This window comes from Arthrobacter rhombi (assembly GCF_900163545.1).
GTDB classification, from domain to species: domain Bacteria; phylum Actinomycetota; class Actinomycetes; order Actinomycetales; family Micrococcaceae; genus Arthrobacter_H; species Arthrobacter_H rhombi_A.
Map to the genome: position 1 here is coordinate 26219 of NZ_FUHW01000004.1, position 24922 is coordinate 51140.

Sequence of the window (24922 nt, forward strand, 5' to 3'; positions counted from 1 at the left end):
CTAGGCGTTTTAGCCCACACAGGCGCAAAATATTGAAAATGACCACTCAATCTCCGCAGGAAACGGCCGAAAAGACCTTCTTCGGCCACCCACGGATGCTGTTCAACCTCTTCAGCGTCGAAATGTGGGAACGCTTCTCGTTCTACGGGATGCAAGGCATCCTGGCCTACTACATGTACTTCGAGGTCTCCAAGGGCGGCCTCGGACTGGACCAGGGCCTGTCCCTGAGCCTGGTCGGCGCCTACGGCGGCACCGTCTACCTCAGCACCATCTTCGGGGCTTGGATCGCCGACCGGCTCCTGGGTTCGGAGAAGGTGCTGTTCTACACCGGCATCATGATCATGCTCGGGCATATCGCCTTGGCCGCCTTGCCCGGAGTCGTCGGCTTGACCATCGGCCTGCTGCTGGTTGCTTTGGGTTCGGGTGGGCTGAAGGCCACCGCCAGTTCGCTGGTCGGGTCGCTGTACACGGAGAAGGACCCGCGCCGCGATGCCGGCTTCTCGATCTTCTACATGGGCGTGAACATCGGCGCCCTGGTGGGCCCGCTGCTCACCGGGCTGCTGCAGACCCGCCTGGGCTTCCACTACGGTTTCGGTCTCGCAGCCATCGGCATGGCCCTGGGCCTGACCATCTATGCCTTCGGCCGCAAGAACCTGCCCGAGGAAACCCACCATGTGACCGACCCGCTGCCGCCCAAGCAGCGCGTGCGCTACGGAATCGGCGCTCTCATCGGCCTGGCGGTCGTCGTCGTGCTGCTGACCACCGGTCTGGTGCATGCGGATAACCTGGCCACCATGATCGCCGTGATCGTGATCATCGCCAGCATCATCTACTTCGTGGTCATCCTGTCCTCCAAGAACGTCAATGCCATCGAGCGCCGCCGGGTGACCGCCTTCATCCCCCTCTACATCGCCTCGGCGGCCTTCTGGGCCCTGTTCCAGCAGCAGTTCACCTTCATCGCCGTGTATTCGGAGCAACGGCTGGACCGCAACCTGTTCGGCTGGGAGATGCCGGCCAGCTGGAGCCAGTCGATCAACCCGGTCTTCATCATCATCTTCGCCGCTGTCTTCGCGGCGATCTGGACGAAGATGGGTGATAAGCAACCCTCGACGGCTTTGAAGTTCAGTGGCGCACTGATCATCATGGGCATCGCCTTCCTGGTCTTCATCCCGCTGAATTCGCTGGAGAAGACCCCGCTGCTGGCCCTAGCGGGGATCCTCTTCCTGTTCACCATGGCCGAACTGCTGCTCAGTCCCATCGGACTCTCGGTGGCCACCAAGCTGGCGCCGGTCGTGTTCACCACCCAAATGGTGGCCTTGTTCTACCTCTCGGTGTCCCTGGGCACCACCCTGGCGGGCATCCTGGCCGGCTTCTACACCGAGGGCAATGAGGTCCCGTACTTCGCCACCCTGGGTGGAACCGCGATCGTGTTGGGCCTGGCCCTGATGCTTGCGGTCAAGCCGATCAAGAATCTGATGTCCGGGGTGAAGTAGCCGACGGAAATCCCGGCCGGCGGCCTCGAGCCCCGGCCCCGAGCCCCGGCCCCCGGATTCATTTCCGCGGGCCGGGGCTTTTCCGTGGTTCATCTGGTTAGCTGTATCCATGGCCGAAACCCGAGCGGGAACCACCGCGCTGCCCCAGGACCTGATCGATGTCGATGCCGTGCGGTCGGCCTATTTTGACCGGGTTCCCGATCTGGAGGATCCTGCCCAGCGGGTGGCCTTCGGTACCTCCGGCCACCGCGGCAGGTCCGTGGAGGGCTCCTTCAATGAACGCCATATCTTGGCCATCACCCAGGCCATCGTCGAATACCGCACCTCCCAGGGCATCTCCGGTCCGTTGTACTTGGGCAAGGACACCCATGCGCTCTCGGATCCCGCCCAGGACACCGCGGTGGAGGTTCTGGTCGCCAACGACGTCGACGTCCGGGTCGACGCGCGGGGCCGGTGGACGCCCACCCCGGCGCTGAGCCATGCGATCCTGACCCACAACCGGGCCCTGTCCGGCGGCAGCGCCGGAAGGGCCGACGGAATCGTCATCACCCCCTCGCATAACCCGCCCTCCGACGGCGGTTTCAAATACAACCCGCCCCACGGCGGACCCGCCGACTCGGACGCCACCTCCTGGATCGCCGGACGGGCCAACGAGCTGTTGGCCTCGAACCTGTCGGGGGTCAAACGGATCCCGTTGGCCAGGACCCGCGGGGCTGCAAATCTGGGCAGCCACGACTTCATGGCCGCCTATGTGGACGCGTTGCCTTCGGTGCTGGATCTGGAGGCCATCCGCGGCGCCAGCGTGCGCATCGGCGCCGATCCGATGGGCGGGGCCTCGGTCGACTATTGGGGGGCCATCGCCGAACGCCACCGGTTGGACCTGACCGTGATCAATCCCGACGTCGACCCCCGCTGGGCCTTCATGACCCTGGACTGGGACGAGAAGATCCGCATGGACTGCTCCTCCCCCTTTGCCATGGCCGGGCTCATCTCGGCAGTGCGCGACGGCGGCGCCGAGTTCGACATTGCCACCGGGAACGACGCCGACGCCGACCGCCACGGCATTGTCACCCCCGATGCCGGTCTGATGAACCCGAACCACTTCTTGGCCGTGGCCATCGATTACCTGTACCGTAACCGTCCCCAGTGGCCGGCGGGCGCCGGGGTCGGTAAGACCCTGGTCAGTTCCTCGATGATCGACCGGGTTGCCGCTTCGCTAGGACGCGAACTGGTCGAAGTACCGGTGGGCTTCAAATGGTTTGTTCCCGGACTCCTCGATGGAACAGGGGTCTTCGGCGGTGAGGAATCCGCCGGCGCCAGCTTCGTGCGTTTCGACGGGACCCCCTGGACCACCGATAAGGACGGGATCTTATTGGGGTTGCTGGCCTCCGAGATTCAGGCAGTGACCGGCTCCTCCCCCAGCACCCATTACCGGCGGCTGACCGAAGCCTTCGGCGCTCCGTCGTATGCGCGCATCGACGCACCGGCCACCCGCGAACAGAAGGCAGCCTTGGGCCGCCTGTCGGCCGCCGACGTCACCGCCGACACCCTCGCCGGTGAACCGATCACCGCCCGTTTGACCGAGGCGCCAGGAAACGGGGCAGCCATTGGCGGGCTCAAGGTGACCACCGAAAACGCCTGGTTCGCCGCCCGCCCTTCGGGGACCGAGGACGTCTACAAGATCTATGCCGAATCCTTTACCGGTGACGAGCACCTTCACCAGGTTCAGCAGGAGGCCAAGGCCCTCGTGGACTCGATCATCGGTTCGGCTTCTTGACCACCAAAATGACCAAATAACGCATTTGCGGAGATTTTGACAAGTGCCTCCGTTACAATGCCATAACTTCGCTAGAGCCCTTGTTTCATATGGGATGCACTTGACTCGCGAAGGGGTGTAACCCTGGTCAAACGTCAAAATTTCGCTGCAGGCGAACATCCGCTTGTTAGCGTTAAGGCTGAAAGCCAATTACTCGCCCTTTCATCAGGACCCGTGGGACTCCGCCGCTGAAGGCGCCTGCGGGATTTGTTGTCGGGGTCGGGTCGCCGAAAAAACGGTCTGCCTCCACCCGGACCCAGACCGTGGACGGGAAAACGTGAACACTACTGACACAGGGCAACCTGCGCTACGCGTCTCGAACGCGTACAAGGTCTTCGGCCGTCGGGGCAACGAGGCCGTCAAACTTCTGAAGAACGGGAAAACCCGCCAGGACGTGGCGTCCTTGGGAACCGCCGCCGTGATTGATGCGAGCTTCGAGGTCAAACCCGGGGAAATCTTCGTCGTCATGGGCCTCTCGGGTTCGGGCAAATCGACCCTGATCCGCATGCTCAACGGCCTCTGGCCGATGACCAGCGGGTCGGTGGTCATCGGCGACACCGATATCGCCAAGATCTCAGCGAAGAAGTTGCGCCAGGTCCGCCAGGAACATATTTCCATGGTCTTCCAGCACTTCGCCCTCCTGCCCCACCGCACCGTATTGCAGAACGCTGCGTACGCACTCGAGATCCAGGGTGTTTCCAAGGAGGAGCGCACCGCCCGCGCCAATAAGATTCTCGATGTCGTGGGCCTCAACGGGTGGGGCGATAAATACCCCAGCGAGCTCTCGGGCGGCATGCAACAGCGCGTGGGACTAGCCCGCGCGCTGGCCTCCGAAACCGATATCCTGCTCATGGATGAGGCCTTCTCAGCCCTTGACCCGCTGATCCGCCGCGATATGCAGGAACAGTTGGCCTCGCTGCAGGCAGAGCTGGGCAAGACGATCGTCTTCATCACCCACGACCTGAACGAGGCCATGTTCCTCGGTGACCGGATCGCCGTCATGCGTGATGGGGAGATCGTGCAGATCGGAACCCCCGACGACATCCTGACCCGCCCGGCCAACGAATACGTCTCGGCCTTCGTCCGCGACGTCGACAGGACCCGGGTGCTCACCGCAGGCACGGTCATGGAAACCCCACGCTCCGTCGTCAACCTCTCCGGCGGTGCCCGCAACGCCTTGCGGACCATGCGCGATCTCCAGACCTCGGCGGCCTTCGTCGTGGACCGGCAGCGCAAGCTCCTCGGGGCCGTCCGCGACCGCGAGGTCATGGCCCTGCTCGAACGCGGTGGCACCAACCTGGAAGAAATCATCACCGTGGGCAACGACCCGGTCACCGCCGACACGGCCCTGAACGACCTCTTTGGCCGTTCCGTCGAATCCCCGGTGCCACTGCCGGTGGTCGACGATGAGGGCCGGCTGATCGGGGCCATCGCGCGCGCCACCCTCCTCTCGGCGTTGGGCAACGTTCCCTCGACCACCAGCAGCGTCCCCGTGGTCGCCGCCGATCAAGCCACGGATGTCGAAGCCCCCGCCCAACCGACCGACCCGACCGCAGACGGAGGTGCCCTCTAAATGAGCGACAACCTATTCCGCATTCCCGTCGGCACATGGGCCGAAACGGGTCTGGACTGGATCACCGCGAACTTCGAACCCTTTTTCGATGTTCTGAAGACGGCTTTCCAGAACTTTTACGACGCCCTGGCCTGGGTCCTCACAGCACCGCCGTTCTGGGCGGTCATCCTGGTCTTGGCCCTCTTGGCATGGCTGGTCAAAAGCTGGAAGCTGGGCCTCGGCACGGTGATTGGGCTAGTGGCCATCTACGGGATGAACCAGTGGGAAAACTCGATGGAGACCTTGGCCTTGGTTCTGGTCGCCAGTCTCATCGCCGTCGTCATTTCCATCCCCTTGGGTGTGCTCACGGCGAAGTCCAAAATCGTTTCGGCTGTCGTCAAACCGATCTTGGACTTCCTGCAGACCATGCCGGCCTTCGTCTACCTGATTCCCGCGATCCTCTTGCTCGGCATCGGCGCCGTACCCGGAATCGTGGCCACGATCGTCTTCTCGCTGGCACCTGGTGCCCGCTTCACCGAGTTGGGCATCCGGAGCGTAGACACCGAGGTACTCGAAGCCGGCCAGGCCTTCGGCGCCTCCCCGGGGCGCATCCTGCGCCAGATCCAGTTCCCGTTGGCCCTGCCCACGATCATGGCCGGCATCAACCAAGTCATCATGCTCTCGCTGTCCATGGTGGTTATTGCCGGCATGGTCGGCGCCGGCGGTCTCGGCGCGGCTGTCTATAAGGCCCTGACGACCTTGAATACCCCCCTTGGCGTCGAATCGGGCCTCTCGGTGGTCGTTTTGGCCATCGTCCTGGACCGCATCACTGCCTCCTTCGGACAATCGAACGTGCCCTCCAAGAACGCCTAAAGACCCTACGCCCCGGATATGGGGCGCGAAGAAAGGAACAAGTAATGCAAAAGAAACTCGCATCGATGATGGGGCTGGCCGCAGTGGCCTCCCTCGCCCTGGCCGCCTGCGGTAGCGGCGACACCGGAAGCGACGGCTCCGCGGCCCCCGAATCGCCGGAAAACGGCGATAAGGCCGCACTGAACATCGGCGTCATGGCCGGTTGGGATGAAGGAGTGGCCGTTTCCAACCTCTGGAAGCAGATCCTCGACAAGAAGGGCTACGACGTCGAACTTACTGACGCCGACGCCGCTCCGGTCTTCTCGGGCGTTGCCTCGGGTGACCTGGACCTGACCATGGACGTCTGGATGCCGCTGACGCATAAGGACTACTTGGAAAAGTACGGCGACAAGATGACCAAGTTGGGCACCTGGTACGACGATGCCAAGCTGACCATCGCCGTTAACGAGGACGCCCCGATCGATTCGCTGGATCAGCTGGCGAAGAACGCCGATAAGTTCGGCAACACGATCTACGGCATCGACCCGGGCGCCGGCCTGACCAAGGCCACCCAGGAGAACGCCATCCCGGACTACGGTCTGGAGAAGATGGACTTCAAGACATCCTCTACCCCAGCCATGCTGAGCCAGCTGAAGAAGGCCACCAAGGCAGGCGACGATATCGTTGTTACCCTGTGGCGTCCGCACTGGGCCTACGATGAGTTCCCGATCAAGGACCTGAAGGACCCGAAGGGTGCCATGGGCAAGGCCGAAACCATCACCTCCTATGGCAATAAGGACTTCGAGGAAAACTACCCGGGACTGACCGAGTGGCTGAACGACTTCAAGATCGACGACGAGAAGCTGTTCTCCTTGGAGAATGCGATGTTCAACGACACCGACACCGACGATTATGCGCCGATCGTCGATAAGTGGATCTCCGAGAACCAGGAATACGTGGATTCACTCACCGAGAAGTAGTCACGATTAATCGGCAGGCGCCACGGCGCTTTCCGTAACGAAAGACCCGGCCCACGCGCAGTGTGGGCCGGGTCTTTCATGTGTTCTCGATGGACGTGGCCCGATCGATTCAGCCGATCGAACGCATGATCTTCCGTTTGGCCCAGCCGAACGGCGGGTAGATGGCCTTCAGGGTGTCGACCCGGGCAGTCTTGGATAGCACCGGACGCTGCTGGCTGAAGGTGTCGAACCCGAACTTGCCGTGGTAGTTCCCCGTCCCCGAGGCCCCGACACCCCCGAAGGGTAGCGCCGGAACGGCCAGATGCATGCTGCACACGTTATGGGCGATGGCGCCGGCCCGCACCTGATCCTCGAAAGACGTGTGCAGGCGGGGGCGCTCACTGAATAAGTACGCGGCCAGCGGCGAGGGCCGAGAGTTGATGAACCGCACGGCATCGTCGAAACGGTCGACCTGGATGATCGGCAGAATCGGACCGAAGATCTCCTCCGTCATCACCGGCGCCGCCGGATCGACGTCGGCCAGAACCGTGGGCGCGATGTACCTCGAGTCAGCATCGCTGGATCCACCGGCCACCACGCGTCCCTGCCCCAGGAAGGAGGCCAGCCGAGAGAAGTGCGAGGCGTTGATGATGCGTCCATAGTCCTTACTGCCGGAGGGATCCTTGCCATAGAAAGCGGCGATCGCCCGGGGCAGCTGCTTTTCCAGTTCGGCCGCCGCCGTGGCCCCAACCGCCAACACGTAGTCCGGGGCGACACAGGTCTGTCCGGCATTCATGAACTTCCCGTGGGCCAGCCGCCGGGCAATCGCGGCGAAGTTCCCGTCCGCTACCACCGCAGGACTCTTGCCACCCAGCTCGAGGGTCACCGGAGTCAATGTTTCGGCGGCGGCCCGGGCCACGATCTTCCCGACCCGCTCGCCTCCGGTATAGAAAATATGGTCGAAATCCATCTTCAGCAGTTCAGCTGTCGTCTCGGCTGCCCCCTCCAGGACGGCAACGGCACGCCGATCCAGATACTGCGGGATGAGGGAGGCCATCACCGCGGAGGTGGCCGGAGCCAGTTCGGAGGGTTTGAGAACCACGGTGTTCCCTGCCGCCAGGGCACCGACCAGCGGTCCCAACAGCAGCAGGACCGGGTAGTTCCATGGAGCGATGACCAGAACCATACCCAAGGGCCGTGCCTGCACACGAGCCGACGCCGGCTGCAAGGACAGCGGAACCTTCACCTGCTCATCGGCCATCCAGTCGCCCAGATATAACTGGGCATGATCGATTTCGGCTTTCACCCGGTCCACTTCGGTCAACCGCGATTCGGCCGCCGGTTTACCCAGATCCGACATCAACGCGTCACATAGGTCCTGCTCATGATCCTGGATGAGGCGTTCGAGGGCCTTGAGCTGGGCACTGCGGAACCTCCTCGGATGGGCCAGCCGAGAATCGGAGGCATCGCGGAGCCTGAGGGCCGCGGTGGCCGGGAGTTCGGCTTCGGGGCCCGCCTGCACGATAGGCGCGGCAACTGCTGAGGAACGGGAGCGTCGATTCGTGGCCATGGGTACGACACTAGCGCGGGGACGGTCCCTGGGGCATCCAACGGGTTTGCCGCCCCCGGCGGGGGACTGTAGGCTCACGATCACTGACACGGGGTGTCCGCCACCGGCGCGGACTGAGAACATACCCGGCAAGAACCTGATCTAGTTCGTACTAGCGGAGGGATGTCGCCCATGCACCAACATGCGCAAACCTTGACCTATTCACCTACCGACCCGTCTGTTTCGGCGGTGATCGCATGAGCACGCCGACTCCCGGGACCGGGATCTACCTCGTCGCCAACTCAGCCAGCACCGCGGGACGGCCACTAGCGGATATCGTGGCCGACGCCGTCGCCGCCGGTGTGGGGACCATCCAGCTGCGGTGCAAGGACCTGTCGGCCCGCGAGTTCCTGGCCGAGGCGACCGCCTGCGCCGAACACACAGCCGACCGAGCCCTGCTGCTCCTCAACGACCGGGTGGACGTCTACCTGGCGGGCCGCGCCGCAGGGATCCGGGTGGACGGGGTCCATATCGGACAGAAGGACCTACCGGTCGAACTCGTCAGGTCCCTCATCGGACCCGACGCCGTGCTGGGGCTCAGCGCCAGCACCGAGGAGCATTTCGCTGCAGTGTCCACACTGCCGGCGGGCACCATCGACTATCTGGGCACCGGCGCCGTGCGGGCCACCCCCACCAAGAAGGATCATCCGACTCCCCTGGGGTTCTCCGGCCTGACTTCGTTGATCTCCCAGGCCCCGCTGCCCTGCGTGGCGATCGGCGGGCTGGGTTCCGGCGATGCCGGTGAGGCCCACGCCGCCGGGGCCATCGGCATGGCCGTCGTGCGGGCCATCTGCTCCGCCGAGAACCCCCGGGATGCTGCTGCGGCGCTGGTGGATGAATGGACCCGGGCATCACGGACGGTGAACGCATGAGCGCCTCGAGAATCCCCAACATCCTCTCCATCGCCGGTGCCGACCCCTCCGGCGGGGCGGGCATCCAAGCCGACCTGAAATCGATCGCCGCCTGCGGCGGCTACGGTATGGCCGCCATCACCGCCCTGACCGCCCAAAACACCCGAGGAGTCACCGGGGTCCATACCCCGCCGGCGGAATTCCTCACCCAACAACTCGAGACGGTCTCCGCCGATGTCCGCATCGATGCGGTGAAGATCGGCATGCTGGCCACCGCCGAGGTCATCGAGGCCACCACCTCCTGGCTGGGCGCCCGCCCTGGCACCGCCGTCGTCGTGGACCCCGTGCTGATCTCCACCTCGGGAGACCGCTTATTGGAGCACGACGCCGAGGCGGCCTTGCGTCGGCTGCTCCCGTTGGCCGATGTCCTGACCCCGAACATCGCGGAGTTGGCGGTATTGCTCGGGGAACCGGCATCAACCCGGTGGGAAGACGTCGTGGACCAGGCGACCCGTCTGGCGGAACGCTATTCGGTCCTGGTCTTGGCCAAGGGGGGCCACCTCTCCGGCCATCGATGCCCGGATGCCCTGGTCGGCCCCGACGGCGTCCTCGCCGCTGTGGAGGGTGCGCGCATCGATACCCCGAACACCCACGGGACCGGTTGCTCGCTGTCCGCGGCGCTGGCCACCCTCTGGGCCGGCTGTGGGGACTGGGGAGATGCCCTGCGTCTGGCCCGTGGCTGGCTCGAAGGTGCCCTCTACCGTGCCGATGAACTCGAGGTCGGGGGCGGGCATGGTCCGGTGAACCACTTCGGTGCACTCTGGGACGGCGCAGCGGTACCAACGGCGGGGGCCTTGCTGACCACCTGGTGGAATGATCTGTCGGCACTGCGTTCGGGGATCGACGATCTGCCGTTCATCCGCTTACTCCGTGACGGAACCCTGCCCTCCGAGGATTTCCACTTCTATCTGGCCCAGGATTCGTTGTATCTGCGGACCTACTCGCGGGTCCTCTCCCGCGCTGCAGAATTGGCTCCAAACCGTGAGGAACAGCAGTTTTGGGCTTCCGGGGCCGTCGGGGCCCTCGAAGAAGAAGGGAATCTGCATGTGCTCCGGCTCGGTCATGCCCCCGATCCGGAACCGAGCCCCACCACGTCTTCCTACCTGAACCATCTGGTGGCCTCCGGCGATTCCTATCCCGAGCTCGTGGCGGCCATCCTGCCCTGCTATTGGCTGTACCAGGACATCGGCCAACGACTGGCCTCCTCCGCCTCTCCGGGCCACCCCTATGCCGACTGGCTCGCCGCCTATTCCTCCCCCGAGTTCGACGAAGCCACCAGCCGGGCCATCGCCCTGGTCCAGAAGGTGGCGTTGCGGGTCGGGTCGACGACCCTGGCCGGGATGCGCCGCGCCTTCGACGAATCGAGTCGGCAGGAACTGTCCTTCTTCGCCCAGACCCCCGAGGACACCGCCGGACGCCCCGCCTCCCTACCGATCCCCGTAGCGGCCATCGGCTGATACCGGGAACCCCCGAGAGGGGGCCCAACCCCGTGCGCCAAGGGTCGGGGCTGTAGGATTCCGTGGGGTCCCGCATCGACGAGGACCCCACCACCAACCTGCAGGGTCACGACGGAGGACATCCATGAGCAATCACCTCGGCTTCGGCTGGAAGATCCATGGCGACGGCACAACGATCCGTCCGGGCACCGTGGTGGCCCCGGACGAACGACTGAACTGGTTCCAGACCACCGGCATCGGCATCCAACACGTGATGGCGATGTTCGGGTCCACCGTCCTGGTGCCGGCCCTGACGGGTTTCCCGGTCACTTCCACCTTGTTCTTCTCAGGGGTCGGGACCATGCTGTTCCTGCTCATCACCGCTGGGCGGGTACCCAGCTACCTGGGGTCCTCCTTCGCGTTCATCGCCCCGGTGACCGCTGCCATGTCGGGGCACGGTTTTGCCGGCGCCCTGGGCGGCGTCGTCTTCTCCGGTGCCGCACTGTTCATCATTGGGCTGGTGGTGCAGAAGTCAGGGACCGGCTGGATCCACGCGCTCATGCCCCCGGTGGTGATGGGGACGATCGTTGCACTCATTGGGCTGAACCTGGCCGGGGCCACCACCGAAGCCATGGAAACGGTCCCGCTGACCACCTTCGCCACGGTGGCCGCCATCGTCCTCACCGCGGTCCTCTTCCGTGGCTTGCTGGGACGTCTGTCGATCCTGGTGGGCATCATCGTCGGCTATCTCGTCGCCCTGGCCCAACATCAGATCGACTTCACCGCAGTCAACGAGGCCGGATGGTTGGGCCTGCCGCCCTTCGCGTTCCCCGAGTTCCACCTCGACACCCTCGCCCTGTTCCTACCGGTCGTCTTCGTGCTGGTCGCCGAGAACATCGGGCATGTGAAAACCGTGGCACTGATGACCCGCAAGGATCTGGACGACGTCAACGGCCGGGCCCTGATGGGCGACGGCATCGCCAGCATGGTCGCCGGATTCGGTGGCGGCTCCGGGACGACGACCTATGCGGAGAACATCGGGGTGATGGCCTCCTCCCGCGTCTACTCCACGGCCGCCTACTGGGTCGCCGCAGCCTCAGCCATCCTGTTGGCCTTCCTCCCGAAATTTGGTGCCGCCATCTCCTCGATCCCCGCGGGGGTCAGCGGCGGTGCGGGAATCGTCCTGTACGGGATGATCGGCATCATCGGTGCCCGACTCTGGGTGCAAAACCAGGTCAACTTCTCCAACCCGATCAACCTCATGACCGCCGGCGCGGGGCTGATCATCGCCATCGCCGACCCAACCATCACGGTGGGAACCATGCAGTTCGGCGGTATCGCCCTGGGCACGATCGCCACCCTGGCCATCTACCACGGGATGCGCACCACCGCGAGGTTCCGTGGCACCGAACCCACCGATTCCCCCGAGTGCACCGGGGCGACTCCGAGCAAACTCGGCTAGGATCGGCCCGTGGCGCAGTGGAATGACTATTGGGGTACCCCGGACTGGCTCGAGGAGATCGAGGGCTGGGTCTCCATGGTGCTCGACGCCTACGATCTGCGAGGCACCGGCCCGTTGGAACGCGGGCCCATCCGGCTATGGTCCACCCAAGTCCTGGTCCCCACGGATCACGGCACCCTCTACGTCAAGGCGATCAATCCCGGCCAACAGGCAGAAGTTGCCGTCACCACGACGGCGGCCGGCATCGCCCCCGACCAGTTGGTCATGCCCCTGGCCGTGGAACCGATGCGTGGCTGGATGATCTCCCCCGACTACGGGGAGACGATGGCCAGAATCCCCAGCACCGACCACCAGCTGTGGGAGCGGATCCTACGCGATTTCGCCCGACTGCAGAAAACTCTCATCCCCCACGGTGACGAGCTCTTCGATGCGGGCCTGAACCAGTTCGATCCGCGGCATCTGCCCGCCTACATCGACGACCAGGTCATGTTCCACGCCACCCTGCCTTCCGAGCACCCGCTGCACCTTCCGGCCCGTGATGCGGAGGAACTCGATAGCCAGCTCGGTCCGGTGCGCACCATGTGCGAATTCTTGGCTGAAGCCGCGGTGCCGTTGTCCTTGGATCATAACGACCTGCACCGCGGCAACGCCTTTCTGCCGGCCTCCACGGACGAACCATTGCGTTTCCTTGACCTCGGCGACGCCTACTGGGCCCACCCGTTCTCCTCGCTGGCGGTTCCGCTGGCCACCATGTCCAAGGAGTTGAAGACGACGCCTGCGGATCCGCGCATCCGCCAAGCGGTGTCCGCCTACCTGCGGGAGTGGGAGGAATACGGCACACCGGCCGAACTCGGTCGTCTGATCGAACCTGCCCTACGTCTGGGCAAGCTGCAGTCGCACGGGACCTGGGTATCGATGCTGGCCGGGGCCAGCGACGCCGATATGGAGCGCTATGCCGTCCGGGCCCTGCGCCCGCTGGCAGAACTGGTCACCCCACTGACCCTCTAGGAGGCGGGGTGCGGCGGTAGCGGATCGGTCGCTTCGCGCTGCGGCCAGAGCCCCCGCGCGTTCATGACCGCGGCCAGAACATCGGCCCGGTCGGTCATCACCCCATCCACACCCAGATCCAGCAGCCGGTCCATATCCTGACGGTCGTTGACCACCCACACATGCACGTGGATTCCTGCCCGGTGGGCCTGGGCCAGGAAACGCGGGGTGATAACGCGTAGCGGGCCCTGACGTTCGGGAACCTGCAGGGCGGCGATCCCCCTGAGCCGGCATCGCAGCAAAGCGAATGAACCGACCTTGCTCATCAGCACAGCCAGCACGATGGTCACCAGGCCCGGGCTCGACGCCGTGGGGGCCTCCAGCAGGCGCAGCACCCGGTGGCGGCGTGCATCCGAGAAGGAGGCCACCAGCACCCGGTCGTGGGCCGCGTATTTGTTGATCAGGTTGGCGAACGGGGCCACGGAGGCTTCGTCCTTGATATCAACGTTCAGGCGGGCATCCGGCCAGGCGGCGAGCACTTCCTCGAAACGTGGGATCCGGCGTCCCGAGACCCTGACTGTGGCAAGCTCCGCATAGTCGTGGTCGGCGATCGCGCCCGTGCCGTCGCTCACCCGATCAAGTTCCTCATCATGGAAGACCACCACGACGCCATCCCGGGTGGTGTGCACATCCAGTTCCAGATATCCGAAGCCACGGTTGATCGCCGCGCCGAATGCCTCCATGGTGTTTTCACCACCGTCGAGTGACTCACCGCGGTGGGCAAAGGCCAATGGCCCATCGTCACGGGCGGGGCCACCAGTAGGATGCAGGTAAGGGAACCTGCTCGTTTGCCGAGTTCTCACAGTGCCGACTCTACCGCCCAAGGAGGTCCCCGGTGGGTGTAGCTACAGTGCACCACACGTTCGCCGCCCCGGGCCCTGACCCGCAGGCCAATGTCGAACGGATCCGCGCCTGGGCCGAGACCGCCAGCGACGCCGGCGCTTCCCTGCTGCTCACCCCGGAACTCTTCGTCACCGCCGAGCGGGCCACCGGGTCGGCGGCCCTCCGCGAGAGGCTCCGCACCATCGCGGTGGGCGCAGGGGTGGGGTTGATCGCCTCCACGGTGGAGACGTCCGGGCGGAAGGCCTTCATCGGGGCCCATTGGTGGGATGCCCACGGGGCCTTGGTGGCCCACACCCGCAAGCATCTTCTCGCCCACTGGCAACTGGCCCGCGGGTTCTCCTCGTGGGGCGGCACACCACCCATCATTCCCGAATCGGTATATTCCGTGTCGGGCCTACAGGGTCCGGTCGCCCTCGCCTTTTCCGCGGATGCCAGGGATCCCTCGATCGGCTATTACCTGCGCGATCACGGAGTCAGGACCATCCTCGCCCTCGATGACATCGGCACCCAGGAGCTGGCCTCGGTGAACACCGGCAGCTGGGCGCCGAAGAACACGGGGGTCCCGTTCCCGCAATCCGGCCTGCTGCCCGAGCCATTATTGCGCCCCCTGCCACGGGTTGCCGACTCCTGGTGGACGGGCCCGGGGCCTCGCCAGCCGACTGATTACGGTTCCTGAGCCGAGTCTCGGCAACCGCGAGGCGGGCGACGGACAGCGGTTAGAGGGGCTCTCCGGAGAGCAGGCGTTCAATCACCTGGGCGACACCATCATCCTGCAGTGACGCGGTGGTGCGCCCCGCGGCGGCCTTTGCCAGCGCATGCCCTGATTCCATGGCGTAGCCGCGTCCGGCCCAGGCCAGCATCTGCACGTCGTTGGGCATGTCCCCGAAGGCGATGACCTCGGCGGCGGTAACACCCAGTTCGAGCGCGTATTCGGCCAGCGTGACGGCCTTATTGACGCCCGGGTGCGACATTTCCAGGAGGGAGACGCCGGGGGCCGAATGGGTCACCGACACCAGATCCGCGACCTCGGGTTCCACGAGGGTTTGGAAGGCCTCTGCATCATATCGTGAGGTCTTGGCCAGCAGTTTCACGACGCCTTCGGCCTCCAGCCGGCCCACGTCGAACGGCGCTTCGGCCATCACCGGCAACCGGGAAGCCTCCTCGGCGTCGATGAAACCAGGTTCGAGCAGTAAACCGGAGAGGGTCTCCGCGGCGAACGTCGCCGCCGGCTCGAGGGTCTGGATGCGTCGGCGGACCTCGCCCACGGCGGGGCCCGGAACTTGGTGGCTGCCCAGGATCCGTTCGCCCTCAAGGTCGTAGACCAACGCGCCGTTGGAACAGATGACCGTTCCCAGATGGCCGAGCGCCCGTTGCACGGGGCTCAGCCAGCGAAAGGGGCGTCCGGTGACGAAGACCACGTGGATTCCTGCCGCACGGGCAGCGGCGAAAGCCCGAACCGTTCGCGGGGAAATCGTCTCGTCCGGGTGCAGGATGGTGCCGTCGAGGTCGCTGGCTATGAGTCGCATGGGTACCGGAGGCTCAGGGGTGCCCGGTCAGGAGATTTCGTCGCGCCGCGGCGGGTTGGCACCGGCCCGAGAAACGGTGATCGCGGCAGCCCGGGCGGCATAGTCGAGGATTTCCTCGAGCTGGGCAACCGAAAGCCCGCGCAGCGCCTCCCGGCGTGCCGCCCCGACCAGGCCGCGGTCCACGAGGGTGGACAGCAGGGCCGCCATGAACGAATCCCCGGCACCGACGGTATCGGCAACATCGACGACCGGTGCCTGGGTCCGCGCTTCGCCGGCAGCAACGACACCCCAGGGGCCGCCGGAGCCGTAGGTCGCCACGACCATGGCCGGGCCGAGTTCGAGCCAAGCGTGGGCCGTATCCTCGATGCTGCGTTCGGGGTAGAGCCAGGCCAGATCGGAGTCGCTGGCCCGCACCACATCGCTGAGGGCGACGAAGCGTTCGACATCTTCGATGGCCTGTGAATGATTGGTGACGAAGCTGGGACGCACATTCGGGTCGTAGGAGATCGTCGCATGTGGACGGGCGCGTTCCACGGCGGCCCTGACGGTGCCGGCACCGGGCTCCAGGACGGTGGCGATCGATCCGGTATGCAGCAGTTGGCTGTCGGCCAGGGCATCGGATGCTCCCGGGTCGAAGGCCGACAGATCCCAGACCATGTCGAACTCGTAGCTGGCCGCACCGACGGGGTCCAGGGTGCCGCGCGCCGTGGAGGTGGGCAGGGCATCGGGGGAGAGTACTTCCTGCACGTCGTTGGAGCGCAGGTGCTCGTGGATCATGGCCCCGTATTCGTCGTCGCCATAGCGTCCGACGAAGGAGACGGGATGGCCCAGTCGTGCCAGCCCGACCGCCACATTCATGGGGCTGCCCCCCACATAGGCCTGGGGCGCGGCGAGGCCGCCGGACAGCACGTCAACGAGGGCTTCGCCCATAACAGTCAGCACTACTCAACCTTACCTTTGCTCTCGGTGGATGCCTGAAGGCGCCCACCGGACGGTGTTCCCGTGCGCCGTCGCCCGACCCTGCTAGGCAGGAACGGCCAGTTCGGCCAAGGCCACCAGACAAGCATCCCATGCCGGGGTCCCGGGAGTGATCAACGCCTGGTGGTCACCGGTCGTGAAGACCATTCGTGCCGGGTCGCCTTGGGCCCGCGCCGCGTCCGTATAAGCCCGCGAAAGGGCCGAAGGAACATCTGCATCGGATTTACCGTGGACGGCGATGACCGGGACTCCGATGGGCAGCATCCGCACCGGGTCGGCCAGCTGCCAACGCCGCGGGTCCTCCTCCGAGGTGACTTCCATGAGCTTCACGGCCGCAGAGTGGCTGAGCTTGAGCCAATTCGCCATCCACAATTCCAGCACTCCTGCCTGGCTGACGACGCCGTCGACCTTCACTGCCGGTTCCGCTCCGGGAGCACCGGCGGGGAGTTTATGTCGGCCGGCGGCCCACGCCGCGAGATGCCCTCCTGCGGAATGGCCCAGAACGACGACGTGGCCCCGTTCCAGTCCTGCCTCGGCTAGCACCGGCCCGAGGGCGTCGATGCCTGCGGAAACATCCTCGAATGTTTCGGGCCATCCCCCCGTATCGGGGCCCCTGACCTCGGCATCGGTGGTCCGCCGATATTCCAGGTTCCAGACCACCCAGCCACGGCGGACCAGATCCGCGGCGAGCGGATGCCCCAGCGAGGCATCGTAGGTATCGCGCCAGAATCCACCGTGGATGATGACGATGACCCCCGGAAGCCGTCGCTCACTGGGTACATATAGTTCGGCGTATTGGCTCGGGTTCGGCCCATAGTGGTGGACCGAATCCGGTTGACGTCCGGGTGCCGCCGCGTCGTCCTGTGCTGCCATCACTCAGCGCCCCGGGAAGGCGGGGGTCTCCTTGGCCAGGAAGGCTGCCCGTCCGACCACCGAATCCTCGGTTGCGAAGGCCTCACGGAAGCTCTCCACTTCGGCTTCCAGGCCAGCGGCCACGGGGAGCCCGTTGATCCGGTTCAACGCCCGTTTGGTGTTGTCCACCGAGGTGGGTGCCTTGGTCGCGATTTCCTGAACAGTGGCCTTGGCCCCTGCCAGCAGGGCCTCGGCATCGTCGAAGAGCGCATTGGCCAAACCAATCCGCAGGGCCTCATCGGCCTTGATGCGGCGTCCGGTGTAGATCAGTTCGCGCGCCTGGCCCAGGCCGATGCGCTGCTGCAGGCGCACCGAGCCGCCAAATCCGGGAACCAACCCCAGGTTGACCTCCGGCTGGCCGAAGCTGCCACGGGCGCTGGTGTAGATGAAGTCGCAGGCCAGGGCGAGTTCGCACCCTCCACCGAGCGCAAATCCGTTGACCGCGGCGATCACCGGAACGGGCAGCGCCTCCAGCCGGGTGGTCACCGTATGCATCTGCCGGGCGTAGGCCTCGGCGGCGTCGGCGCTCATCGAGCTCATTTCGCGGATATCCGCACCGGCCACGAAGGCCTTATCGCCGGCACCGGTGAGGATGATCCCGCGGATGGGCCACTGGGCGTCAATGCCCACTGCTGATAGTTTCTCGGTCAAGGCCAAAAGGTCCTCGACCACGGCCGCTGCCAGGGCGTTCATGGCCTCCGGGCGGTTCACGGTCACCACCAAGGCGGAGCCGTCGGTTTCGAGAAGTAGCGTCTCGTAGCTACCGAAATCCATGTGTGCTTCCTTCCGGGTCGTCATTGACCAGCGCGGGGCGCCAGTCCCCCCAGCATGTCAGAGTCGCGGCGGGTGCTGGCGGAACTTGCGGAATTGGTTCAACGAGGTCAGCGCAATGTACCAGAGCCTACGGGGATGGCGTTCGGCGCGGTAGAGCAACGGGTTGGCCACGCGGCGGGTGCGCATCAGTTCGCGGGCCTTCTCCCCGACGGGGCCCCGCAGGTGACGGCGCAGCAGCGCCAGCGGGAGCACCGTGTAGAGCACGTGGGCATCGGCGACCAGCGGAGCAGCGTCGGGATCCGCGGCAGGCTGCTCACCGTCGTCGTACTCCGCTCCAAGGTACTCGCGGACGTAAAAGCGTGCCGCGTTATGGCCGGCAGCGCTCATGTAGTAGTGGTTTCGGCCCAGCCGCGGGTTCAGTTCGAAGAACTTCACCTGGCCGTCGCGCGGATCAAGTTTGGCGTCGAACATGGAGAATCCGGTCCACCCCAGGTGCTCGAGGATCCGTCGACCCTGATCGATGAACTCGTCGTTGACGCCGGTCACGATGGCCGCCGAATTCCCCAACACCAAGGGGGCGTGTTCCTCCACGACGACTTCCCCGTACGCGGCGAAACGGACGCGGGCGTCCCGGTCGGAGTAGAAGGTACACAGGCGCATGTTCGTGTCGCCGCCTTCGATGAGCTCCTGCAAAATGAAAGGGCTGGTATAGCCGGAGGCTCGGATGCGCGCGAGCAGATCGTCGAGTTCTTCGCGCGTGGCCAGGGTGTGGACCTTCTGCTTGCCGGCGAACTTCACATGGACCCAGGCACTGCTGTCTGCGGGCTTGCCGATCAGCGGGAACGGCAGATCCGCAGGCAACGGCTGCGGGGCGGCGGGTTCGTAGGTGATCGTCCGCGGATGCGGGATACCCAGCTCGGCGCACAGGGCATAGAAGTTCTGCTTCAGTGCCGCCCGTTCAATGGTCGCCGCCTCCGGATAAGGGATGGTGTACCAGGGTTCGAGTTCTGCGCGATGGGCGGTGATGGTCTCGACGTGCAGGTCCAACGAACCACAAAGCATGAGGGGCCGGGGGCGCTGCCCGTCGGCCGTGAGATCACGAGCCACCTGCACAAGATGTTCGACGACGCGGCCCGGGTCGGTCATGCTTCCCGCAGGTCGGACGTCGATGGCCACCGAATGCTCCAGCACCCCGTTGCTGCCCGCAGGAACTGCCACACTGACGACCCCGTAGGCCTCGTGGAACTCGCGGGCTAGCGAATAGGTGCCGATGTCCCCGCCGAGGATGACCGGGACGAACGGCTGTGAATCCAAAATGCGCATGGACTCCAATCTATCCGGATCCGGGCGCCTGTCCGAACCGGGCGCACGAGGCCACTAGGCAAAACACGTGAGCTGCAGCACAATAGCCTGAGGCAACCATCCGCAGGTTGTCCGCGCCTCTTTCACCGGAAACGTCGCGCATATTTTTCTGCGGTTTCACGGCAGGGAAGGCATATTCCATGGGGATTCTCGATCGATCGCATTCCATCGCCCCACCGGGGTTCAACCGGTGGCTCATCCCACCGGCGGCGCTGGCGGTGCACCTATGCATTGGGCAGGCCTACGCGACCAGCGTGTACAAAACAGCGCTGATCGGCCATTTCGAGGCCTCGCAAACGGCGATCGGGGTGATCTTCTCCATCGCCATCGTCATGTTGGGACTCTCGGCGGCCATCATGGGCACCTGGGTTGAACGCTCCGGACCCCGCAAATCGATGTTCGTTGCTGCCACGTTCTGGGCCTCCGGCTTCCTGATCGGGGCACTGGGGATCTTCTCCGGGCAGCTGTGGTTGGTCTACCTCGGCTACGGAATCTTCGGTGGTATCGGTCTGGGCATCGGCTATATTTCGCCCGTATCCACCTTGATCAAATGGTTTCCTGACCGCCCGGGCATGGCGACCGGCCTGGCGATTATGGGCTTCGGCGGCGGAGCGCTGATCGCCTCGCCGCTGTCCACGCAACTGCTCAAGGCCTTCGACCCCGCTTCGGGGACCGAAGGGTGGGTGGCCAGCGGCGACGCCGTGGGGCGACTGTTCGCCACCCTGGGCATCGTGTACTTCCTGGTCATGATGTACGGGGTGTTCAGCATTCGCGTTCCGGCCGATGGTTGGCGACCCAATGGTTGGGATCCGGCCCGGGTGAAGCATTCGCAATTGGTCACCCAGAACCATGTCTCGGCGGCCAACTCCATCAAGACCCGCCAGTTCTGGCTGATCTGGACGGCGTTGTTCCTCAACGTCACCGCGGGCATCGGCATCCTCGAGCAGGCCTCGCCGATGATCCAGGACTTCTTCCGGGCCGAGAACGGCATCTCGGCGGTTTCCGCCGGTGTGGCCGGAGGATTCGTGGGTTTGCTCTCCATCGGCAACATGGCGGGACGATTCCTCTGGTCGAGCACCTCGGATCTCATCGGCCGCAAGAACATCTACATGATCTACCTGGGTGTCGGGGCACTGCTGTACGTGATTCTGGCGTTCTTCGGCGGATCCAGCACCCTGCTTTTCATTCTGCTGGCCTTCGTGATCATCAGCTTCTACGGGGGTGGGTTCTCCACGGCACCCGCCTATCTGAAGGACCTCTTCGGCACCTTCCAGGTCGGGGCGATCCACGGACGCCTGCTGACTGCCTGGTCGGCAGCCGGGATCGCCGGCCCCCTCATCGTCAACGGCCTGTTGGATGCCCAAGGCAAGCCCGGCACGATGAATGCCCACAACTATTTGCCGGTGCTGCTGACCATGGTGGTCCTGCTCATCGCCGGATTCGTCGCGGCCGCACTGATCCGCCCCGTCGACCCGAGGTTTCATGAGCCGGAAAGAGAAACCGCCAGCACCACTGCCGAGGAGGCCCCATGAGCACCACAGGTTCCAGTACCCCCGAGCACATCCCGGTCAACGTCGCCCCGGCACGATTGGTCTTTGGGTGGATGCTGGTTGGTGTCCCTCTGCTCTACGGCGTGGTCACCACGCTCTCTCGCGTGGGCCAATTATTCCAATAGTCCCCGAAGCCGGGCCGGACCTTTCCTGAGGGCCAGCCCGATTCGATCAGTCGGGTAATTGTCCGTTATGCAACCGGTGCTCCAGGGCTGCACGAACCTCGTCGACGAGGACCTGCATATGCCGCTCCGCCCCGGGCCCGTCGGCGTCGGCCACCGCGGCAGCCACTGCCTCGTGTTCGGCCAAGGCCTCTTCACGAGGGTGGAAGGGCATCATGCCCTGATGGGTTCGACCGGAGAGTACTTCGGCGACCACACCGTCGAGTTCGGCGAACATCGAGTTGCCGCTGGCGCGCAGCAATAAGGAATGGAAGGCGATATCCACCGCCAGGAACTTTTCCAATTCACCCGCCTCCCCCAAGGAGCGCAGCTGCTGAGCGAGGGACGTGATCTCTTCGCGGGCCTGAGCCGTGGCACGCCGGGCGGCTCCGGCGGCCGCTAGGGGTTCGACGGCAACTCGCAGCTCGGTGAGTTCCGTGAATTGTCGTTCACGCCCCGGACCTGCCAGCCGCCAACGGATCACGCGGCGGTCATAGGCGTTCCAGAAGCGCGACTCCTGGACGACCAGCCCAATCCGTCGCTTCGGGTAGACCAGGCGCAAGGACTCCAGGACCCGCATGCAGTCACGCATCACGGTGCGGGAGACACCAAAGCGGGACTGCAGGGCCTCGAGCGTCAACCGGTCTCCCGGGGATAGCACCCCGTCAATGATTTCCCGGCCCAGGGTTTCGACAATCGGTTCCTGGAGCACTGTCGCGCCGGAGGGGATCTGCATACCCAACATCCTATGGTGCCCACCAGCCTGCGCGTCGTCGAACACTATCCCCGCCCCACCATAAGGTGTTATCTTTTATGCAGTCGGTCCACTGGACCGCGGCCAACGACGTCCTTCCAGGAGTAAACATGCCCCATCAGGCACCCCAGCCACCCCCCACCCACGTGGTGGTGATGGGCGTATCCGCTTCCGGCAAGACCACTCTGGCGAGCCTGTTGGCGACCCGCCTCGGCTGGCCTCTGGCCGAAGCCGATGATTTTCACCCCGCAACCAATGTCGCCAAAATGGCCTCCGGCACTCCGCTCACCGACGACGACCGCTGGCCCTGGCTGAGAACACTGCGCGACTGGATGGACAACATCCCGGGCCCGGGGACCGTGATGACCTGCTCGGCCCTGAAACGCAGCTATCGCGACCTGCTCCGCGAGGCAGACGGCGTCGTACGTTTCATTCACGTCGTGGTCGATCCCACCGTTCTGGCCGAGCGCATCAGCGTCCGGACCGGACATTTCATGCCAGGCACCCTCCTGCCCAGCCAACTCAGCACCCTCGAACCCCTCGCATCTGACGAGGACGGTTTCACCTTGCCCAACGACAGCACCGCCGAGGATCTCCTGACCCGCGCCTTGACCTCGCTGGATCTGGAACCGAAGAACTCGCCCCAGCAGTAAAAACCCACCCGACCGGAGAAACCATGACCCTCGAGAACTGGACCCAGACCCTGGGTGCCGGACCATTGCTCGGCATTGCCGCCGGCGCCATCGTCGTCCTGCTCCTGCTCATCATCCAACTGCGAATGCACGCCTTCGTCGCCTTGATCCTGATCAGCCTGCTGACAGCCTTCGCCACCGGGATCCCCGCCGGCAGCGTCGTCTCGGTACTCACCGACGGATTCGGCTCCACCCTGGCCTCGGTGGCCCTTCTGGTGGGCCTGGGTGCCATGCTCGGGCGCATCGTGGAGATGTCCGGCGGCGCCAAGGTGCTCGCCGACGTTCTGATCAGAAAATTCGGCGAAAAGCACGCCCCACTGGCCCTCGGTGTGGCCTCGCTGATCTTCGGGTTCCCGATCTTCTTCGACGCCGGACTCGTGGTGATGCTCCCGGTGGTCTTCGCCGTCGGACGGCGTCTGGGTGGCGGCGTACTGCTTTACGGACTGCCCGCCGCCGGTGCCTTCTCGGTGATGCACGTCTTCGTACCACCGCACCCGGGGCCGGTTGCCGCCGCCGAATTCTTCGACGCCAACGTCGGCTTCGTCCTGCTGATCGGCCTCGTCGTGGCGGTGCCCACCTGGTATTTGGCCAGTTACCTGTACGGCAAATGGGCCGGACGTAGGTGGGAATTGCCGATCCCGAGCCTGTTGGGCGAGGCCGATCCCGAACACGAAGCGAACCCGCCGGCCTTCGGCACCGTGATCTCCGTGCTCTTGCTGCCACTCGTGCTGATCTTCATGAATACCGGCCTGAACACGCTGGCTTCGGCGGGGGCCCTGCCCGATGGGGCCAAGGAGGCAGGCTGGTTCCAGCTGCTGCGGGCCATCGGTGAAACCCCCGTGGCCCTGCTGATCACCCTTCTGGTGGCCTCCGCCGTGCTGGGCATGCGCCGGGGTATGAGCAAGAACGCGATCGAACAGGTGATGGAGAAGGCCCTCGGCCCGGTCTGCTCGGTCATCCTCATCACCGGTGCCGGTGGTATGTTCGGTGGCGTCCTGCGCGCCTCAGGCATCGGCGACGCCCTCTCCGACGTGTTGGGTGACCTGGGCGTGCCGTTGATCCTGGCCGGTTTCCTGATTTCCGGCATCCTGCGCGTGGCCCAGGGCTCGGCGACGGTGGCCCTGACGACCGCTGCCGCGTTGCTGGCACCCGCCGTGGCCGGCGCCGGTCTGAACGACATCCAGTTGGCAACCATGGTCGTGGCCGTGGCCGCCGGCTCGGTGATCATCTCCCATGTGAACGACTCAGGCTTCTGGCTGGTCGGTCGCTTCTTCGATATGGACGTCAAGACGACACTGAAGACCTGGACCGTGTTGGAGACTCTGATCGGTGTGGTCGGTTTCGGTTTCGCGGCAGTGATCTTCGGCTTCGCCTCGCTGGGCTAGCCCGGCTGACCCACCAGCATCCCGGCCCCGCCGGGATGCTGGTGGCCGTTCTTAGCGACGCCCCCGCGCCGGACCGCCTCGTCGCTTACCGCCACCGGGTTTTCCTCCGGAGCTTCCGCCCTTCTTCCCACCTCCGGATCGCGAAGCGCCCGCAGCGGACTGGCCGCCGCGCTGGCGACGTCGCTGGGCCTGTTCGGCTGCTGAACGCTCACGCTCCTGCACCGAGGGCTGGCGGGAGGAATTGGCACGCCGGCCACGCACGATCCCGATGAACTCTTCCACTCGCGGATCTTCCGGCTCGTCGCCCAGCGGCTTCAACCAGGCAATGCCGATCCGGGTGGATGGCGTGCCCGTGACGATCTTCTGCACGACGTCCTTGCGCCGGTACAGGCGCCCAACGGACTGGGGAACGATCAGCAAACCGGTCCCCGCCCCGACCACCTCAAGGGCCATCGCCGCGCCGCCGACCTGCGGCGGATAATCTGCCATATCCAACCAGGTCTCGTCGACCAGTTCATCCAAGGGCACTTCGTCGTCGTACAACTCCAGAGCATGTTCACGCGGTGCGCACACTACGGGTAGTTCTTCGTAGAGCGGGATGACATGCGTTCGCTCGTCCGCGGGGTTTTTGCCATCGGGGAAGCGCATAAACACCAGATCTGCGACACCGCTGGCGAGCAGCTCCCGCGGATCGTCTCCGGCATCATCCATCGTCGCCTGGATTGGAATCCCTGGTTGGCGCTCCCGCCAACGGTCCAACCACTTATCCGGGGTCACGCCCGGCACGAACGCAATTCTCAGCTCAGCCACAACCGCAAGCCTACCGGCACCCCGTGCGCCCGGTAGGC

The 24922-nt window shown here is 65.0% G+C and carries 23 protein-coding genes and 1 riboswitch; of the genes, 14 read left to right on the forward strand and 9 right to left on the reverse strand.

Going from position 1 to position 24922, the window contains the following annotated elements:
* Window positions 1–38 precede the first annotated feature (38 nt).
* The 5 genes from FM101_RS00695 to FM101_RS00715 all read left to right on the forward strand — a co-directional run bounded on the left by FM101_RS00695 (window position 39) and on the right by FM101_RS00715 (window position 6693).
* The gene (locus tag FM101_RS00695) at window positions 39–1493 is read left to right on the forward strand and encodes a peptide MFS transporter (protein WP_086993995.1); all 1455 of its coding nucleotides are present in this window, start codon (window positions 39–41) and stop codon (window positions 1491–1493) included.
* Between the two features lie 109 nt (window positions 1494–1602).
* Entirely contained in the window at window positions 1603–3270 is a 1668-nt protein-coding gene (gene pgm, locus FM101_RS00700) for a phosphoglucomutase (alpha-D-glucose-1,6-bisphosphate-dependent) (protein WP_086993999.1), read from the forward strand.
* Between the two features lie 316 nt (window positions 3271–3586).
* Window positions 3587–4882, forward strand: coding sequence for a quaternary amine ABC transporter ATP-binding protein (locus FM101_RS00705; protein WP_086994002.1), 1296 nt, complete (start codon window positions 3587–3589; stop codon window positions 4880–4882).
* Window positions 4883–5734, forward strand: a complete 852-nt coding sequence (locus tag FM101_RS00710; protein WP_086994004.1) for an ABC transporter permease — start codon at window positions 4883–4885, stop codon at window positions 5732–5734.
* Between the two features lie 44 nt (window positions 5735–5778).
* Window positions 5779–6693, forward strand: coding sequence for a glycine betaine ABC transporter substrate-binding protein (locus FM101_RS00715; RefSeq protein WP_086994007.1), 915 nt, complete (start codon window positions 5779–5781; stop codon window positions 6691–6693).
* A gap of 109 nt (window positions 6694–6802) precedes the next feature.
* On the opposite strand, the gene FM101_RS00720 is transcribed toward FM101_RS00715, so the two are convergent.
* Complete coding sequence (locus FM101_RS00720) at window positions 6803–8242, reverse strand: aldehyde dehydrogenase family protein (protein ID WP_086994010.1); 1440 nt, start codon at window positions 8240–8242, stop codon at window positions 6803–6805.
* 79 nt (window positions 8243–8321) lie between these two features.
* A riboswitch (TPP riboswitch) is annotated at window positions 8322–8422 on the forward strand.
* A 56-nt stretch (window positions 8423–8478) separates the two neighbouring features.
* Between FM101_RS00720 and thiE the strand changes: the two genes are divergently transcribed.
* The 4 genes from thiE (at window position 8479) to FM101_RS00740 (ending at window position 13098) form a co-directional block, all read left to right on the forward strand.
* Complete coding sequence (thiE, locus tag FM101_RS00725; protein WP_086994013.1) at window positions 8479–9153, forward strand: thiamine phosphate synthase; 675 nt, start codon at window positions 8479–8481, stop codon at window positions 9151–9153.
* Window positions 9150–10649 carry a bifunctional hydroxymethylpyrimidine kinase/phosphomethylpyrimidine kinase gene (locus tag FM101_RS00730; protein ID WP_086994016.1) on the forward strand — a complete coding sequence of 500 codons (1500 nt, stop codon included), beginning with the start codon at window positions 9150–9152 and terminating at the stop codon, window positions 10647–10649. Before thiE ends, FM101_RS00730 begins: the two co-directional genes overlap by 4 nt.
* A 124-nt stretch (window positions 10650–10773) precedes the next feature.
* Window positions 10774–12090, forward strand: coding sequence for a uracil-xanthine permease family protein (locus tag FM101_RS00735; RefSeq protein ID WP_086994020.1), 1317 nt, complete (start codon window positions 10774–10776; stop codon window positions 12088–12090).
* Window positions 12091–12099: 9 nt separating this feature from the next.
* Window positions 12100–13098, forward strand: coding sequence for a phosphotransferase (locus FM101_RS00740; RefSeq protein WP_086994023.1), 999 nt, complete (start codon window positions 12100–12102; stop codon window positions 13096–13098).
* Here the strand turns inward: FM101_RS00740 and FM101_RS00745 are convergent.
* On the reverse strand, window positions 13095–13940 hold the full coding sequence (locus FM101_RS00745; protein ID WP_086994026.1) for a glycerophosphodiester phosphodiesterase: 846 nt from the start codon (window positions 13938–13940) through the stop codon (window positions 13095–13097). The two genes, FM101_RS00740 and FM101_RS00745, sit on opposite strands and share 4 nt — an antisense overlap.
* Before the next feature lie 32 nt (window positions 13941–13972).
* Here FM101_RS00745 and FM101_RS00750 point away from each other — a divergent pair, with 32 nt between their 5' ends.
* Entirely contained in the window at window positions 13973–14656 is a 684-nt protein-coding gene (locus FM101_RS00750) for a hypothetical protein (protein WP_143269146.1), read from the forward strand.
* 40 nt (window positions 14657–14696) lie between these two features.
* On the opposite strand, the gene FM101_RS00755 is transcribed toward FM101_RS00750, so the two are convergent.
* From FM101_RS00755 to FM101_RS00775, 5 genes are all read right to left on the reverse strand, one after another.
* Window positions 14697–15506, reverse strand: a complete 810-nt coding sequence (locus FM101_RS00755; protein ID WP_086994032.1) for a Cof-type HAD-IIB family hydrolase — start codon at window positions 15504–15506, stop codon at window positions 14697–14699.
* A 27-nt stretch (window positions 15507–15533) separates the two neighbouring features.
* Window positions 15534–16448 (reverse strand): carbohydrate kinase family protein, encoded by a 915-nt coding sequence (locus tag FM101_RS00760; protein ID WP_086994034.1) that lies wholly within the window; start codon window positions 16446–16448, stop codon window positions 15534–15536.
* Window positions 16449–16529: 81 nt separating this feature from the next.
* Window positions 16530–17357 (reverse strand): alpha/beta hydrolase family protein, encoded by an 828-nt coding sequence (locus tag FM101_RS00765; RefSeq protein WP_086994154.1) that lies wholly within the window; start codon window positions 17355–17357, stop codon window positions 16530–16532.
* A 3-nt stretch (window positions 17358–17360) separates the two neighbouring features.
* Complete coding sequence (locus FM101_RS00770) at window positions 17361–18170, reverse strand: enoyl-CoA hydratase/isomerase family protein (protein WP_086994036.1); 810 nt, start codon at window positions 18168–18170, stop codon at window positions 17361–17363.
* 57 nt (window positions 18171–18227) lie between these two features.
* The gene (locus tag FM101_RS00775) at window positions 18228–19493 is read right to left on the reverse strand and encodes a carbamoyl-phosphate synthase (protein WP_086994039.1); all 1266 of its coding nucleotides are present in this window, start codon (window positions 19491–19493) and stop codon (window positions 18228–18230) included.
* A 179-nt stretch (window positions 19494–19672) separates the two neighbouring features.
* Here FM101_RS00775 and FM101_RS00780 point away from each other — a divergent pair, with 179 nt between their 5' ends.
* Together FM101_RS00780 and FM101_RS15655 are read left to right on the forward strand one after the other, a co-directional pair.
* A complete protein-coding gene (locus tag FM101_RS00780; protein WP_086994042.1) occupies window positions 19673–21064 on the forward strand; it encodes an OFA family MFS transporter in 1392 nt (463 codons plus the stop codon).
* Window positions 21061–21207 carry an MFS transporter small subunit gene (locus tag FM101_RS15655; RefSeq protein ID WP_179204193.1) on the forward strand — a complete coding sequence of 49 codons (147 nt, stop codon included), beginning with the start codon at window positions 21061–21063 and terminating at the stop codon, window positions 21205–21207. Before FM101_RS00780 ends, FM101_RS15655 begins: the two co-directional genes overlap by 4 nt.
* Before the next feature lie 46 nt (window positions 21208–21253).
* Here the strand turns inward: FM101_RS15655 and FM101_RS00785 are convergent, their stop codons facing one another.
* A complete protein-coding gene (locus tag FM101_RS00785) occupies window positions 21254–21979 on the reverse strand; it encodes a FadR/GntR family transcriptional regulator (protein ID WP_086994044.1) in 726 nt (241 codons plus the stop codon).
* A 128-nt stretch (window positions 21980–22107) separates the two neighbouring features.
* Here FM101_RS00785 and FM101_RS00790 point away from each other — a divergent pair, with 128 nt between their 5' ends.
* Window positions 22108–22650, forward strand: coding sequence for a gluconokinase (locus FM101_RS00790; RefSeq protein WP_086994047.1), 543 nt, complete (start codon window positions 22108–22110; stop codon window positions 22648–22650).
* A gap of 23 nt (window positions 22651–22673) precedes the next feature.
* Window positions 22674–24074, forward strand: coding sequence for a GntP family permease (locus FM101_RS00795; protein ID WP_086994050.1), 1401 nt, complete (start codon window positions 22674–22676; stop codon window positions 24072–24074).
* A gap of 51 nt (window positions 24075–24125) precedes the next feature.
* Here FM101_RS00795 and FM101_RS00800 read toward each other — a convergent pair whose 3' ends face one another.
* Window positions 24126–24884: a substrate-binding domain-containing protein gene (locus tag FM101_RS00800; RefSeq protein ID WP_158225979.1), complete on the reverse strand. Its 759-nt coding sequence runs from the start codon at window positions 24882–24884 to the stop codon at window positions 24126–24128.
* Window positions 24885–24922 lie beyond the last annotated feature (38 nt).